The sequence below is a fragment of the Clostridium sp. AM42-4 genome (assembly GCF_003480105.1).
In the GTDB taxonomy this organism is placed as follows: Bacteria; Bacillota; Clostridia; order Lachnospirales; family Lachnospiraceae; genus Brotaphodocola.
The window spans coordinates 53930-70544 of record NZ_QUIK01000005.1 but is presented as its reverse complement, the minus strand read 5'-3'; the positions used below and the strand labels follow the sequence as shown (position 1 = coordinate 70544).

Below are 16615 nucleotides of genomic sequence, written 5' to 3'. Positions count from 1 at the left end.
TTTCAATAAAATTCTTCACGGACAAATTCCTTTCAGAAGTATTTGACAAGCGGACAGAAATTTGCTACAATATGCAATTAATAAGTTCAATAGATTCAATGGAGCCGAAATATTAGCTGTGCTAATAAAATAACGGCGCTACACATTGAAATATTATGAACCAAAAAACAAAAGAAAGAGAGGAACGAATAATGGGTACAATTATTGGTGAGGGCATTACGTTTGACGATGTGCTCCTGGTGCCGGCTTATTCCCAGGTTATTCCGAATCAGGTAGATTTAACCACTTATCTGACCAAGAAGATTAAACTGAACATTCCGCTTATGAGTGCGGGCATGGATACCGTTACAGAGCATCGTATGGCAATTGCCATGGCGCGTCAGGGCGGTATTGGTATCATTCACAAGAATATGTCAATTGAAGCGCAGGCAGAGGAAGTAGACAAGGTGAAACGTTCGGAGAATGGTGTCATCACTGATCCGTTTTTCCTCTCCCCGGAGCATACCTTAAAAGATGCTGACGAGCTTATGGCAAAGTTCCGCATCTCTGGTGTCCCGATCACAGAGGGTCGCAAGCTGGTTGGTATCATCACCAACCGTGACTTAAAGTTCGAGGAGGATTTCACTAAGAAAATCAAAGAGTGCATGACCTCCGAACATTTAGTTACCGCAAAAGAGGGCATTACCCTTACTGAGGCAAAGCGTATCCTTGCAAAGGCAAGAGTAGAGAAGCTGCCGATCGTTGATGATGATTTCAACTTAAAAGGACTCATCACCATCAAGGATATTGAAAAACAGATCAAATATCCGCTGTCCGCAAAAGACGAACAGGGCCGTCTGCTCTGTGGCGCGGCTGTCGGTATCACCGCAAACGTGCTGGAGCGTGTAGAGGCTCTGGTAAAAGCACATGTTGATGTTGTTGTTCTGGACTCCGCACACGGACATTCCGAGAATGTTCTGCGCTGTGTCAGAATGATCAAGGAAGCATACCCGGATCTACAGGTTATTGCAGGAAACGTTGCAACCGGTGAGGCAACCAAGGCTCTGATCGAGGCTGGTGTAGACGCAGTTAAGGTTGGTATCGGACCTGGTTCTATCTGTACCACCCGTGTGGTTGCTGGTATCGGTGTTCCGCAGATCACGGCAGTTATGGATTGCTACGCAGTTGCAAAAGAGTACGGTATTCCGATCATCGCCGATGGCGGTATCAAGTACTCCGGAGACATCACCAAGGCAATCGCTGCCGGCGGTAATGTCTGCATGATGGGCAGCATGTTCGCAGGATGCGACGAGAGCCCGGGAACCTTCGAACTGTATCAGGGAAGAAAATACAAAGTTTACCGTGGCATGGGTTCTATCGCAGCGATGGAGAATGGAAGCAAAGACCGTTACTTCCAGTCCGATGCGAAGAAGCTGGTTCCGGAAGGCGTTGAGGGACGTGTGGCATACAAGGGTATGGTAGAGGATACCGTATTCCAAATGCTCGGCGGACTTCGTTCCGGTATGGGTTATTGTGGAGCAAAAGATATCCCGACCCTGCAGGAAACCGGACGTTTCGTGAAGATTTCTGCAGCTTCCTTAAAAGAGAGCCATCCGCATGACATCCACATCACCAAAGAGGCTCCAAATTACAGCGTGGATGAATAAACGTTGCCGGATACGTGCGCGTGTGCAGTAACGAATAAAAACGTTATAAAACAGACAAAATAAGTTTGAAAAGATACCGCCGTGTTTTACATGGCGGTATTTTTATGTTATACTGAAAAAGAACAAAAAAACCGTCCGAACGGTGGCATTGACAGAATAAATGTGTTAAAATGTAACGAGTGCAAGAGAGCCAGAAAGATGTTTACATGTTTTCGGCGAACGACGAGGCAAACGAGTGACAAAGTCACGAGTAACGAATATTCTTTTTAATAGATGATGGAGAACATTTTTTATGCTGAATGAAGACAAGATCAAGCTGATGACAAGCATTGCCATGTTTGAAAAGCGGGAAGGCAAGCACATCGCTCCGGCAAACCGCTTTTTCCGCAGCGATTATATCAGTGGCCGTATCATGCGGTCCTTCTTTGTGTATACGGTCTGCTTCATTTTATGTGCGCTGATCTGGGTATTGTACAGCATGGAGCGTCTGCTGAATGTTATGGAGCTGGATGAGGTGGCTGGTGCCGCAAAAGCTGGTGCAGTCCTGTATCTGGCAGGTCTGGTCCTGTATCTGGTCATAACCTGGTTTGTGAGCAGCAAACGCTACGAATATGCAAGGCGTGGCATGCGCGTTTATATCGCAAAGCTGAAAAGGCTGGAAAAACGGTATGATGTTCAGAGTCGTACCAGAGAACTGACGAAGGAGGGCAGCCGCTATGATGATATTTCTCGCACTTAAAGAACGGCTGAAGGAATTTTACGGAAGGTATGCGACACTGGTGAATGGTGCCGTGAAATTTTTATATAGTATGTCAGCGGTAACACTCTTAAATGGAAATATTGGTTACCAGACAGAGCTGACCAGTATGGTAGCCATGCTGGCTATTGCGGTGATCAGCGCATTTCTTCCTTACGGGGCGATCGGCTTTTTGCTGGGTATCGTTATGCTGGCGCACATTTATGCAGTTTCCATGGAAACTGCACTGATCACGGCTGTGGTCCTGATCATTCTGATCCTGCTGTATTATGGCTTTCAGCCCGGTGACAGCTTCTGGCTGGTGCTGGCTCCTATGGCATTTTTACTGAAGATCCCGTTCGCTGTGCCGCTTTTAGCAGGCTTATCCGGCAGCCTTCTTTCTGTGATCCCGGTAAGCAGCGGCGTTGTGATCTATTTCATTATTTCTTATGTGAAACAGAATGCCGGGGTACTGACCAACGATGCATCGGTTGATATTACCCAGAAATTTGTACAGATCATCCGTGGGCTGCTTTCCAACCAGGAAATGGCAGTCATGATCATGGTATGTGTGGTTGGAATCCTTTGCGTTTATATGCTTCATAATATGTCTCTGGATTATGCCTGGGAGATTGCAATCGTGACCGGGACGATTGCACAGCTCGCCGCAGTATTTGTGGGAGATTTTATGTTCCATGTATCCATGCCGGTGCCACAGCTTCTGGCGGGTGCACTGGTTTCCCTGCTAGTGGCATTGCTATATCATTTTTTTGTCTTTACGGTAGATTATACCCGTACAGAGTATGTGCAGTATGAGGACGACGATTACGTATACTATGTGAAGGCAGTGCCGAAGGTAGCCGTTGCAAGAACCGATGTTAAGGTCCAGCGCATCAACGATCCGGCAAGAGGCAGACATGAGCGCAGAAATATACGGTAAATGAAAGGCTGCTGGACACGGAGGCGCCGGCACCTCAATTGCTGTACACGTATGCGTGTCCGGCAAATGAAATAGAAAGAGAGGACCAGGTATGGTTGGCATATTCCAGAATTTGGAGATGGTTTTTCAGGGCATGCGCTCCTGGATCTCCTTTTTGCCAAGAATTACATTTTCTAATATCACCGAGATCATCATTCTGACGATCCTGGTGTATTACGCATTGTTATGGGTCAAGAGCACCAGAGCCTGGTATCTGATGCGGGGCATTGCCATGATCATGGCATTTGCAGTAGCAGCAGCGATCTTTCACTGGGACACTATTTTGTGGATCCTGGGAAAGACCGGTGGTATTGCGGTAACAGCACTGGTGATCATTTTCCAGCCGGAGCTGCGCAAGGCCCTGGAACAGCTGGGAAGCAGGAATCTGATCTCAGAGCTTTTTTCGTTTGACGACAATAAAGAAAACCAGGGCTTTTCTGAGCGTACCGTAAATGAAATTGTGAAGGCTACCTTTGAGATGGCAAAAGTAAAGACCGGGGCACTTATGGTAATTGAGCGGAACGTATCCTTAAAGGAAATCGAGCGGACCGGTATTGAGATCAATGGTCTGGTCAGCAGCCAGCTTCTGATCAATATATTCGAACACAATACACCGCTTCACGACGGTGCAGTTGTAATCCGTGGCAACCGGGTTACGGCGGCAACCTGTTACCTGCCGTTATCCGATAATATGACCATCAGTAAGGACCTGGGAACGAGGCACCGTGCGGCAGTCGGTATCAGCGAGATCACGGACAGTCTTACCGTGGTCGTGTCGGAGGAGACCGGAAGAGTCTCGGTAGTGGAAAAAGGCGGACTGAGGAGAATTTCTACAGCAGACGATCTGAGAAGGGCGCTTGCAGTAGCAGAAACCCAGGAAGAAACCAATGGCACACTGTTAAAGATTTGGAAGGGAAAGCGCAGAAATGAAAGAAAAACTGATAAATAACCTTGGACTTAAGATTCTTTCCTGCTTTCTGGCGTTTTTTGTATGGCTTGTTGTAGTCAATGTTTCAAACCCGGAGGTGACAGGAAGCAAAGAGGTCCCGCTGGAGATTGTAAACGAACAGGTCCTGACCAAGGCAGGAAGAACCTATGAATTGGGCGGAAAAGATACAGTAACCGTGTACTTTGATGTGCGGACCAAGGATGCATACAAGATCCGTTCATCAGATTTCCGCGCCTATGTAGATCTGGCAGAGCTCTACGATGTAACAGGCTCTGTGCAGGTAAAGATCGAGGTACTAAATAATAAAGAACTGGTCTCCAATGCAGAAAGCAGGCCGGGCGTAGTCCGTATCCAGACGGAGGAGCTGCAGAACAAGCAGTTTTCGTTGATCATGAACACCTATGGCAGCCTGGCTGAGGACTATGCGATCAACAAAGCAATCCTGAACCCGGACCATGTAACGATAGAAGGTCCGACCTCCCAGGTTGGCCTGATCAACCATGTGGGAATTGAATTGAATGTGAATGGTCTGGAAAGCAGTACGGATGGAACTGCTGAGCCGGTCTTTTACGATGCCAACGGCAACGAGATTACCGTCAGCGACCGGGTGAGCGTGAGTCCTGCTGAGATTCAGTACAGTCTGGAAATCAGCAAGGTAAAAACGTTGCCGCTCGATTTTGAGGTGACAGGAGCTGCGGCGTCTGGGTACCAGTACACAGGAGTGGAGTGCAGTGTGAAGAGTGTATCCGTGCTTGGGTTGAAAAATAGTCTGGCAGCGGTCAATAAGATAACCATTCCGTCTTCCGTACTGAGCGTGTACGGGGCAACCCAGGACAAGGTTCTTACCGTAAACTTAAATGATTATCTTCCGGAGGGCGTCACCCTGGCGAACGCAGACGATACAACGATTACCATCCGCCTGAAGGTGGAACAGCTTACTACCCGCACGATCACTTTGACGGAGTCGGATATTTCCATGGAAAATGGAGCAGATTATTATCATTACCATCTGTCCCCGTCCAGGATCGAGGTAAAGCTTCAGGGCTTAAAGGAAGATCTTGACACATTAAAGCAGGCAGATTTAAAAGCTACGCTGAATCTGTCTGGCCTGCAGCTTGGTTCCCATACCGGAAATCTGGGTATGAGTGGACTTGGCAAGAATTTTAAATTGATTTCTGTTTCCGCATTTAGTATAGAAGTTACGGCCGGTGGACCGACAGCGCAGCTGGAGCAGACCACTGCATCCGAGGAAGAAACAACGGAATCAGAGACCAGCAATGAAAATGATATGACAAAATTACAAGACACAGAGACGAGCGGCGCAAGCGCCGGCTGACAGAAAGAGGGATAACATGGTTAGCAGAAAAATTGTTATCAGAAACGTATCGGGACTTCATCTTCGCCCTACCGGGGTGCTTTGCAATGAGGCAATCAAGTATAAGTCCTCCATTAAATTCCATTTTGGAAATACCACGTCCAATGCAAAGAGTGTGCTCAGTGTACTGGGTGCCTGCATCAAATGCGGGGACGAGGTAGAGTTCATCTGCGAAGGACCGGATGAACAGGAGGCACTTGACGGAATCATTGGAGTCATTGAGAGTGGGCTAGGGGAGTAATAATAAATAATTAATTAATAAGGAGGACGTATCATGTTAAAAGGTACAAACGCTTCTTCTGGAATCGGCATTGGGAACGCCGTGATCGTAGAAGAAAAGGAACTGGTGATCAAGAGAGAGGCAGTTGCAGACACAGCAGCTGAGGTAGAACGCTTTAAGGGGGCGCTCGAGAAAACTCTTAAGAAAACCGAGGAGCTTGCAGCAGATCTCGCAACCAGAGTAGGGGAGAAGGAAGCGGAGATCATGCAGGGCCATATGATGCTTTTGATGGATCCGATGCTGACTGGGGAAATTGAAACCGCCATTACCGGCGAAGGCATTTGTGCAGAATATGCGATCGAGCAGGTATGTACGACCTATGCAGATATGTTTGCAGCAATGGATGACGAGCTGATGCAGCAGCGTGCAACCGATATGCGCGACATTAAGACCCGTATGCAGCGGGAGCTGCTCGGGATAGAGAGTGTGGACATCGCATCGCTTCCGGCAGGCAGCATTCTGGTAGCGAAGGACCTGACCCCGTCCATGACGGCAGGAATCAACCCGGAACATGTGACTGGTATCGTGACAGAGCTGGGTGGTAAGACCTCCCATAGTGCGATTCTTGCCCGTGCGCTGGAAATTCCGGCAGTTGTTGCAGTTCCGGATTTAATGAACCAGGTCCACAACGGTCATGTAATCGTGTTAGACGGCAGTGAAGGTCTTGTTTATGTAGATCCAGACCAGGAGGTTGTAGATGAATTCTCCGCAAAACGGGAAAAATTCCTGAAAGAAAAGCAGGAGCTGGAGCAGTATATCGGCAAGCAAACCGTGACAAAGGATGGCGTGCATATTGAGTTGGTCGCAAACATCGGTAAGCCGGAAGACTTAGAAAAGGTTCTCCAGTACGATGGAGAAGGCGTTGGTCTTTTCCGCACAGAGTTTTTATTTATGGACCGCACAGCAATGCCGACCGAGGAAGAACAGTTTGAGGCATATAAAGCTGTGGCAGAAGGCCTGAAAGGCAAGCCGGTCATTATCCGTACCCTGGATATCGGCGGCGATAAAGAAATCCCGTATATGGGCCTGACCAAAGACGAAAACCCATTCCTGGGCTACCGTGCGATCCGTTTCTGTCTGGACCGCAAGGAAGATGTATACAAGCCGCAGCTTCGTGCTCTGCTTCGCGCCAGTGCTTATGGCAACATCAAGATCATGGTGCCGATGGTGACTTGCATCGAAGAGCTTCGCGAGGCAAAGGCACTGATCGAAGAGATCAAGAAGGAATTAGATGAGAAAAATATCCCGTACAAGAAGAATATCGAGGTTGGTATCATGGTAGAGACGGCAGCAGCATCTTTGATGGCAGATGTATTTGCCAAGGAAGCAGCCTTCTTCAGCATCGGAACCAACGACCTGACCCAGTACACGATGTCTGTGGACCGCGGAAATGACAAGGTATCTTACCTGTATTCTACCTTTAACCCGGCAGTGCTTCGCAGCATCAAGCGGATCATTACCTGTGGCCGCGAGGCTGGCATTATGGTAGGCATGTGCGGCGAGGCGGCAAGCGATCCTCTTATGATCCCGCTGCTTCTGGCATTTGGCTTAAATGAGTTCAGTATGAGTGCATCTGCAATCCTGTATTCCAGAAAGCTGATCACCAGCTATAGCATCGGTGAGCTTCAGGCGGTGGCCGACAAGGCCATGAGCTTTGCGACTGCGGCAGAGGTGGAAGCATATATGAGAGAGTTTGCTGAGCGGGCTTAATGAAATTTAGATTTTCGGCTGTCACCTGCATTGCAGGAGGCAGCCATTTATAAAACGATAAAACAGCTACACAAATACATTCACACGAGGAGAAAGAAATATGGCAGTCTACGTGATCTGTTATCTGGCATCTTATATTCTGGCAAGGTTTGGCCATTACCTGATATCTGGTCTGCTGCTTTTGGCAGCAGCCGGATGGCTTTACATGGAGGATTACCGGAAATATAAGAACCTGATCCATTTGCGTGGACTGTTTTCTTTATTCTGGGTAGGCGGCGAGGGATTAGCCTGTATGAAGCTTAGCAATCTCCAGACCGACTGGTCCCGCATGACCTGGTTTTGCCTGTTCCTGGCGTACATAGGCTTCTGGCTGGTATTTGAGATACTGGTCCGTGTGTATGGCTCCGGGTACGATGGCTATGGGCGCTGGAGAAGCTTTTCCGGTGATCCAAAGCCAGTATTTACCATGATCTGCGTTCTGACGGTATTATCGTTTGGCTGTTTTATCGCAGAGGCCGTGACCTTGGGCTATGTTCCCCTGTTTTTGCGCGGGGTGCCGCATGCCTACTCGGAATTTCATCTGACAGGCGTTCATTATTTTACGGTCTCCTGTGTGCTGGTGCCATCGCTTACCGTGCTTTACATCCATATGCGGAATGGAAGAGGAAGCGAGAAGCTTCTCATGGCATCACTCATCATGACCGGCATTTCCCTGCTGGTCCCGATTCTTTGCGTATCCAGGTTTCAGCTTGTATTTGCAGTGCTGCTGGCAGTATTTACCTACATTTCCCTGCAGAAAATGTTCCATCCGGGCTGGCTTTTAGCGCTGTTTGCGGTGCTGCTTCCGTTTTACCTGATCCTGACAGTGGCGAGAAGCCATAACATTGAGTATTTGAATGGAATTTTTGAGATGAAGCGAGCATCCATGCCGATCTTCATCAGCCAGCCGTATATTTACATTGCCAATAACTACGACAACTTCAATTGTCTGGTGGAGGCACTGCCGGGACATAGTTTTGGACTGAAGGGCTTGTTCCCGCTGTGGGCATTGTCGGGACTGAAATTTTTCTTCCCGCAGCTGATTAATTTCCCGATTTATGTGGATAAGACAGAACTCACGACCCTGACGCTGTTCTACGATGCTTACTATGATTTTGGATGGATCGGAGTCCTGATTTTTTCCTGTATCCTCGGTGCCATTGCCTATATTCTGGTGGTAAAGCTCCGGGAAATGAGAAATCCGCTTGGGTATCTGCTGTATGCGCAGCTTGCAGCATACCTGATGCTATCCTTTTTTACGACCTGGTTTTCCAATACGACAACCTGGTTTTACCTGATCGTGACAGGTGCTATGGCTTTGTTTTACCATTTGAGGGCAAGCCGCTGGTAATTTTATAAAGAATCCTGTATAATAATGCAAAGGAATACATTGCAGCTTTCGCTACAGAGTAATCTGGTGGGAGCTGCTTTGCTATATGCCGTAACTGCGAAGCTATCAAGCAGTTATGTGATACCAAACAATTTTGTGATGAGGAGGATATGAAAATGATCTCAAAAAAAATGAATCCGCTGGTCCAGAATAACTCTGTGATCCGTGTCATGTTCGAAGAAGGAAAGCGCCTGGCAGCTATTTACGGTGCAGAAAATGTCTACGATTTCAGCCTCGGAAATCCGAATGTACCGGCACCGCAGGAGGTAGAAGACTCCATCATCGAGACTTTGAAGGAAGAGGATTCCACCTTTGTTCACGGATATATGAGTAACTCCGGCTATGAGGATGTGCGGGAGACCATCGCACAGGATTTAAACCGCCGTTTCCAGACAAATTTCCACCAGGGTAATATCCTGATGACCGTAGGAGCAGCTAGCGGCCTGAACATCATTTTAAAGACCATCCTGGACCCGGAGGATGAGGTCCTGACTTTTGCTCCTTACTTCGTAGAGTATGGTAACTATGTGCGCAACTACGATGGAAAGCTGATCGTGGTCTCACCGAATACGAAAGACTTCCAGCCAAACCTGGAGGAGTTTGCAGAAAAGATCACGGCACGTACCAAGGCAGTCATCATCAATACCCCGAACAACCCGACCGGTGTTATTTATTCCGATGAAACTCTCACCCGTCTGGCAGACATTCTCCGTGCAAAGAGCGCAGAGCTTGGAACCGAGATCGTGCTGATCTCTGATGAGCCGTACCGTGAGCTGGCTTACGACGGAGCGGTTGTACCGTATGTGACAAAATATTACGCAAACACGGTTGTATGCTATTCCTACAGCAAATCCCTGTCCCTGCCTGGTGAGCGTATCGGCTATCTGGTGATCCCGGATGAGCTGACAGACAGTGCAGAGGTCTTCACGGCAGCCACTATCGCAAACCGCGTCATGGGCTGTGTCAATGCGCCGTCCCTGATCCAGAGAGTCATCAAACGTTGTATTGAGAAAGGCGCTGCAGTCAACTTAGACGCTTACGATAAAAACCGCAACCTCCTCTACAACAGCTTAAAGAAGTTCGGTTTCGAGTGCATCAAACCAGAGGGTGCCTTCTATCTTTTTGTAAAGGCTCCGGTCGCAGATGATAAAGAATTCTGTGCACAGGCCCAGAAGCATAACCTGTTACTGGTACCGGGAAGCTCTTTTGCATGTCCTGGCTATGTGCGTATCGCTTACTGCGTATCTTATGAGCAGATTGAGCGTTCCCTGCCGGCATTCGAGGCAGTAGCAAAAGAATACGGACTGTGCTAAAATCCGAGGTAGTCTTGCACGGAACATGTACGGAAAAAAGAATCTGAGATTACACCAGCTGCTGTGCCGGATGGCAAAGCTTTGCCTGGCACAGCAGCTGTTATTCGGACAGACAAACGACAGGAGGACACGAAGATGAGAGCATGGGAGAGTAATATCCGCAAAGTAGTTCCTTATGTACCGGGGGAGCAGCCGAAGGGGGACCGGCTGATCAAGTTAAATACCAATGAAAATCCATATCCGCCAGCACCAGGGGTAGAAAAAGCGCTGAAAAATATGGAAATTGAATGTTTCCGCAAGTATCCGGACCCGACGGCATCCGAGCTGGTCCATGTGCTGGCGGAGTATTACGGTGTGGGAGATGATCAGGTATTTGTAGGCGTTGGCTCAGACGATGTCATTGCCATGAGCTTTTTGACCTTCTTTAATTCCCAAAAGCCGGTTTTATTTCCGGATGTGAGCTATTCCTTCTATAAGGTATGGGCAGATCTGTTCCAGGTTCCTTATGAGACACCGGCTCTGGATGAAAGCTTTTGCATCCGTCCGGAGGATTATTACCGTGAAAATGGCGGAGTGATCTTCCCGAACCCGAATGCACCGACCGGACTTCTCTTATCTTTGGAAGACGTAGAGGATATCATCCGTCACAATCAGGATGTGGTGGTGATCGTGGATGAGGCTTATATCGATTTTGGCGGAAAATCAGCCCTGGAGCTGATCCAGAAATACGAGAATCTGCTGGTCGTACAGACCTTTAGTAAGTCCCGTTCCATGGCTGGTATGCGTATTGGCTTTGCAATCGGCCACCCGGACCTCATCAAGGCGCTTAATGATGTGAAATATTCCTATAATTCCTACACCATGAACATGCCATCCCTGATTTTAGGAACCGAAGCTGTGAAAGATGATGCCTATTTCAAGGAAACCGTGCAGAAGATCATCGATACCAGGGAATGGTCCAAAACCCGTCTGACGGAACTTGGCTTTACTTTCCCGGATTCCATGTCCAATTTTATTTTTGCGTCCCACAGCCGTGTCCCTGCAAAAGAATTGTTTGAGGAATTGAAACAGCAGCAGATCTATGTGCGTTACTTTGATCAGCCGCGCCTTTCTAACTATCTGCGCATCAGCATCGGTACGCGGGAAGAGATGGAAGCATTGTTTGCATTTTTGGAGAAATATCTGGCAGAGTAGGTTATTTTGCGGTTTCCTGCTGGGAAAAGCTGGAAAATCAATGGAAATGAAGCAAATTGGGCCGCTTGTGCTTGGATGGCTGCCAGAAAAGCAGAAACGGACCATAAGGGCATTTTGGCGATCATGAATTTTGGGAAGAATAAAAGGAGAATGATCGGGGAAAAGTATGAAAACAGTCCACTGATTCCACGTAATCTGATGTAAGGCAGATAAGGATAAGAAGGTGATTGTATGGACAGACGTTATGCCCGTTTGATTTTAAATATTGTGGTTCCGGCAGTGGAGATCTTACTGGTCTGCCTGCTGGGACCAAAGCTCTTGAAATTTTTCATGCCATTTGTGATCGGCTGGATCATTGCCATGATCGCAAACCCGCTGGTCCGTTTTCTGGAGAGTAAGGTAAAAATCGTGCGAAAACACAGTTCTGCATTGATTGTGATCGCGGTACTGGCACTGATCATCGGACTAGGCTATTTCCTGATCTCGCGGCTGGTTATGCAGGCAGTCGAACTGGCAAAAGACCTGCCGCTGTTATATGATACATTATCGGAAGACCTGCAGGCAATTGCGGCCCGGTTCTCCAGCCTGTTTTCCAGACTTCCGGCCGATGTGCAGGCAAGCTGGCAGGAACTGGTTGGAAACATCGGTCATGCCGCCAGCCTGCTGGTGCAAAAGATCGCATCGCCGACGGTGGAAGTGGCTGGAAATGTAGCAAAGGGAATTCCGAATGCACTGGTCAATGTTGTGGTGACGATTCTTTCGTCCTATTTCTTCATTGCAGAACAGGATAAAATCATCGAATTCTGGAAAAAATATCTGCCGGAAAGTGCGAAAGATTATGGCCGGTATTTAAAAAACGATGTCAAAAAACTGATTGGCGGCTATTTTCTTGCCCAGTTCCGCATTATGTTTGTCGTAGGTGCTATCCTGATTGCCGGGTTTCTGATTCTGGGAATCAAGTATGCATTCCTGCTCGGTGTGCTGGTGGCGATTCTTGATTTTTTGCCGCTCTTTGGAACCGGAACGGTTCTGATCCCGTGGGCACTGTTTAAGCTTTTGTCTGCGGATTACGCGCTGGCAGCAGGGCTTGCGCTTCTTTATGTACTGACGCAGGTAATCCGACAGGTGATCCAGCCAAAGATCGTGGGTGATTCCATGGGACTTCCCCCGCTGTGGACGCTGGTTTTTCTGTATCTGGGATTTAAACTTCATGGGATATCCGGCATGATCATCGCCGTGCCGATTGGGATCTTTGTGATGAATCTCTATGAATATGGTGCGTTCGACCGGATGATCGAAAGTGCGAAGGAGCTGGCAGAAGAAGTGAGGAAAGTGCGCAAGTAACAATATCGTACAGTAAACACAAATGGGCCGGAAGGTTCCGTCCCCGCCGAATGGCGGGGACGAAACCTTTCGGCCCTCGTTCGTTACTGTGTGATATTGTTATTGGATGGGGATGAGTCTTCTTTGGTACTGATGTCTGATTCGCTGTTGTTTTTTGCTTTATTAGTTGGATTTAGCGTGTTTTTGCGCAGCTTCCGTTTCCTCCATATTTTCCGCAGAATCCATACGATGACCAGAATCAGAACGGCCAGTACGATCAGGATCGGGAGATTGGATACAAACCATACGAGCAGGTCTACGGATGCGGTCTGTAACTGGTTCAGGCTGTGTGCAAATCCTTTCTGGATGCGGACCGGAATGGTGTCCGGGTCGGTGGCGGTGAGTACCTGAACCTCCTGTATGGAGAGGTAAACCGTGCTGTATACAACCTGGTTGTCGAGAGTTCGCAGCTGGGACTCCAGGGATTCAAGCTGATAGCGTACTTCGGACAGGCGGGATTCCAGTGCAATCACGGCATCTACGGAGTCTGCTTTTTCTAAAAGAGCCCAAAGACGGTCCTGTTCTACCTGCAAAGTCTTTTTCCGGCTTGTTATGTCGGTGTATTGCAGGGTGACATCCTGGACATTTTCATTCTTATAGGTGATATTTCCCTGTGTGGATACTTCGGAAAGAAATGCATCGAGCTGGTCTGCCGGAATCCGGATCGTCATGTTAGAAGAACGCCGGGACTGATTGCCGGACCAGGTTAAGCTGTTGCCGGAAACATCCGATTGCTCAATATAGCCGCCGAAAGAAGCAACGGCATCGGATACAGACTGCAGGAGCGTATCAAATTCGCGTGTTTCCAGATCCAGATTGACGTTGCGGATCAGTTTGCGTTCGGTAGGATCCTGGGCTGCTGCTGCATTTTGCGGAAGCTCTGTGCTTTCGGATCCATTTGAAAAAGTGTCTGAATCTGCCACGTATGCCCCTGCGTCGACCGCAGCTTCCTCCACGGAATCACCTGCATCATTGGAACGGAAAGATGCGGCTTCAGATTTGGAAAAGGCTGCAGGCATGCCAGCTCCGCCGGAAAATCCGCTGTTTGCTGCCACGTCGTAGGATGCGGCGGCTGTTTCTGTAAGATATGAGGCATTAGAAGCACTTCGCGATGCAGAACCACAGGCGGTCAGACTGCTGGAAAGCAGGGAAAGGAAAAGGGCAGCAGTAAGAAGTTTATGTTTTGCCTCACCTGTTTTGAATGGATATTTTTTCATGATCACGTCCTCCTCTCTTTGCTTTCATTATCCCATATTCTGGAAATAAAACAAGGCGTTCCAGAGAATCTTAAGTGCTTGGAAAGTGAATTGTAAGGAAAAATTGCTAGTGAATATTGCACAAACAACAATAATGGATTTTTTTCGAATCTACTTGTATAGTACAATGATTTTAGGTATAATAGCGTAAGATATACCATGATAAGGCAAGTATGCGCCTGCCTTATCACAATAAAATTAGGAGAGATTATTAAGTAATAAAACGTGTTTATGAAAGTGAACCGCTGTGTTCAAAGATACTCAAAATCCAGAGTATTCGTTTGTGCTGACGTAAAAGCAGTCGGAAACGTCGAGAAGTAGCCAATGCAGGTTGAAACAGTCTTGCTAATTATAGGATAGAACCTTGATGGTGACGTTTGGACAAAGGTATAAATCTACGAAAACCAAGTAGTAAAACAAAAATATTAAGAAAGGAAAAGCTATTTAGATGAATCTGCACTGAATCATAAGAAAATTTGCAGATATGTACCGATGGCTTAGTCGGGAATTTACGACTGTGGAGTGTACAAGAATTTGTGAGTAGATATGTTATCAAACAGTCAAAAACATACACGTTGAAGCAGTAACTATAAATCGTGAGATTATAGCGAATCATCTAGCATATACGTATTTGTATGTGTTTTTAGTAGCAGGAAGACTCGTGAACAGAGAGAAGATTATTGTAATCGACTTTGGCGGTCAGTACAATCAGCTGGTTGCCCGCCGTGTACGTGAGTGCAATGTTTATTGTGAGATCTATTCTTACAAGACCGATATTGAAAAGATTAAAGAAATGAATCCGAAGGGTATCATCTTAACCGGAGGCCCAAACAGTGTCTATGAAGAGGGCGCAGCAACCTGCAGCAAAGAGCTGTTTGAACTTGGCGTTCCGGTACTGGGATTGTGCTACGGCGCTCAGTTAATGAGCCATGTATTAGGCGGTCATGTCTGCAAGGCTCCTGTCCGTGAGTATGGAAAAATCGAAGTAACCGTGGACAAGTCCAGCAAGCTGTTCGGTAATGTATCCGAGAAGACCATCTGCTGGATGAGCCACAACGACTACATTGAGAAAGAAGCTCCTGGCTTTAAGATCATTGCACATACCCCGGACTGCCCGGTGGCAGCAGCAGAGTGTGCAGAGAAGAATCTCTATGCAATCCAGTTTCATCCGGAAGTACTGCATACCGTAGAGGGAACCAAGATGCTCTCCAACTTCGTGTACGAAGTGTGCGGCTGCGCAGGCGATTGGAAGATGGATGCTTTTGTAGAAAACACCATCAAAGCAGTACGTGAGAAAGTCGGAAACGGTAAAGTGCTCTGTGCGTTATCCGGCGGTGTAGACTCCTCCGTAGCAGCTGTTATGCTGGCAAAGGCAGTTGGTGACCAGCTGACCTGTGTATTTGTAGACCATGGTCTGCTCCGTAAGGACGAGGGAGACGAGGTTGAGGAAGTATTTGGTCCGAACGGCCCGTACAACTTAAACTTCATCCGTGTCAATGCACAGGAGCGTTTCTACGCAAAGCTGAAAGGCGTAGAAGAGCCGGAGCGTAAGCGTAAGATAATCGGCGAAGAATTCATCCGTGTATTTGAGGAAGAAGCAAAGAAAATCGGTGCAGTAGACTTCCTGGTACAGGGAACCATCTACCCGGACGTAGTAGAGAGTGGTCTGGGCGGCGAGTCCGCTGTCATCAAGTCCCACCACAATGTTGGAGGACTCCCGGATTACGTTGATTTCAAAGAAATCATCGAGCCGCTGCGTGACCTGTTCAAAGATGAGGTCCGCAAAGCTGGTCTGGAACTCGGTATCCCGGAGAAGCTGGTATACCGTCAGCCATTCCCGGGGCCGGGACTTGGCATCCGTATCATCGGAGAAGTAACCGCTGAGAAGGTAAAAATGGTACAGGAGGCAGATGCCATCTACCGCGAAGAAATCGCAAACGCAGGTCTCGACCGCAGCATCGGACAGTACTTCGCAGCACTGACCAACATGCGTTCCGTCGGTGTTATGGGCGACGAGAGAACCTATGACTATGCGATCGCATTAAGAGCGGTAAATACCATCGACTTCATGACCGCAGAAGCAGCAGAGATTCCGTGGGAGGTACTTGGAAAGGTAGCCAGCAGAATCGTAAATGAAGTGAAGCATGTGAATAGAGTACTCTATGATTGCACTGGGAAACCGCCGGCAACAATAGAATTTGAGTAGCTTGAAAAATCGCGGAAAAGCCCATAAATAAAGGCTTTGCGGGGTGTCGAAAAGACCAAATGGAGTGCAAATGGAGTTTAAAAATTATTTTTTTCTCTTGTTTATATTCCAGATTCACCTGCAAATTTCGTGAAATCGGTTATTCTCATAAAATAAAAT

General features: G+C 47.7%; 13 protein-coding genes. 12 read left to right on the top strand and 1 reads right to left on the bottom strand.

Annotated elements, in window-relative coordinates:
* The first annotated feature begins 191 nt into the window (after positions 1-191).
* The 11 genes from guaB to ytvI all read left to right on the top strand — a co-directional run bounded on the left by guaB (position 192) and on the right by ytvI (position 12955).
* Entirely contained in the window at positions 192-1646 is a 1455-nt protein-coding gene (guaB, locus tag DW922_RS05375) for an IMP dehydrogenase (RefSeq protein ID WP_118726036.1), read from the top strand.
* A 292-nt stretch (positions 1647-1938) separates the two neighbouring features.
* Positions 1939-2385, top strand: a complete 447-nt coding sequence (locus DW922_RS05370) for a hypothetical protein (protein ID WP_118718465.1) — start codon at positions 1939-1941, stop codon at positions 2383-2385.
* Complete coding sequence (locus tag DW922_RS05365; protein ID WP_118726035.1) at positions 2363-3322, top strand: ABC transporter permease; 960 nt, start codon at positions 2363-2365, stop codon at positions 3320-3322. The genes DW922_RS05370 and DW922_RS05365 overlap by 23 nt, the downstream gene beginning before the upstream one ends.
* A gap of 91 nt (positions 3323-3413) precedes the next feature.
* Positions 3414-4310: a diadenylate cyclase CdaA gene (gene cdaA / locus DW922_RS05360; protein WP_243032064.1), complete on the top strand. Its 897-nt coding sequence runs from the start codon at positions 3414-3416 to the stop codon at positions 4308-4310.
* Positions 4288-5646, top strand: a complete 1359-nt coding sequence (locus DW922_RS05355; protein ID WP_118726034.1) for a CdaR family protein — start codon at positions 4288-4290, stop codon at positions 5644-5646. The genes cdaA and DW922_RS05355 overlap by 23 nt, the downstream gene beginning before the upstream one ends.
* A gap of 16 nt (positions 5647-5662) precedes the next feature.
* A complete protein-coding gene (locus tag DW922_RS05350; RefSeq protein ID WP_118718463.1) occupies positions 5663-5926 on the top strand; it encodes an HPr family phosphocarrier protein in 264 nt (87 codons plus the stop codon).
* A gap of 33 nt (positions 5927-5959) precedes the next feature.
* Positions 5960-7675 carry a phosphoenolpyruvate--protein phosphotransferase gene (gene ptsP, locus DW922_RS05345; RefSeq protein ID WP_118726033.1) on the top strand — a complete coding sequence of 572 codons (1716 nt, stop codon included), beginning with the start codon at positions 5960-5962 and terminating at the stop codon, positions 7673-7675.
* Between the two features lie 100 nt (positions 7676-7775).
* Complete coding sequence (locus DW922_RS05340) at positions 7776-9065, top strand: O-antigen polymerase (protein WP_118718462.1); 1290 nt, start codon at positions 7776-7778, stop codon at positions 9063-9065.
* Between the two features lie 155 nt (positions 9066-9220).
* Positions 9221-10417, top strand: coding sequence for a pyridoxal phosphate-dependent aminotransferase (locus DW922_RS05335; protein ID WP_118726032.1), 1197 nt, complete (start codon positions 9221-9223; stop codon positions 10415-10417).
* A 135-nt stretch (positions 10418-10552) separates the two neighbouring features.
* On the top strand, positions 10553-11611 hold the full coding sequence (gene hisC, locus DW922_RS05330) for a histidinol-phosphate transaminase (RefSeq protein WP_118726031.1): 1059 nt from the start codon (positions 10553-10555) through the stop codon (positions 11609-11611).
* Positions 11612-11842: 231 nt separating this feature from the next.
* Complete coding sequence (gene ytvI / locus DW922_RS05325) at positions 11843-12955, top strand: sporulation integral membrane protein YtvI (RefSeq protein WP_118726030.1); 1113 nt, start codon at positions 11843-11845, stop codon at positions 12953-12955.
* A gap of 83 nt (positions 12956-13038) precedes the next feature.
* On the opposite strand, the gene DW922_RS05320 is transcribed toward ytvI, so the two are convergent.
* Positions 13039-14211, bottom strand: a complete 1173-nt coding sequence (locus DW922_RS05320) for a DUF4349 domain-containing protein (RefSeq protein ID WP_118726029.1) — start codon at positions 14209-14211, stop codon at positions 13039-13041.
* A gap of 700 nt (positions 14212-14911) precedes the next feature.
* On the opposite strand from DW922_RS05320, the gene guaA reads away from it, so the two are divergent.
* The gene (gene guaA, locus DW922_RS05315; protein WP_118543702.1) at positions 14912-16456 is read left to right on the top strand and encodes a glutamine-hydrolyzing GMP synthase; all 1545 of its coding nucleotides are present in this window, start codon (positions 14912-14914) and stop codon (positions 16454-16456) included.
* Positions 16457-16615 lie beyond the last annotated feature (159 nt).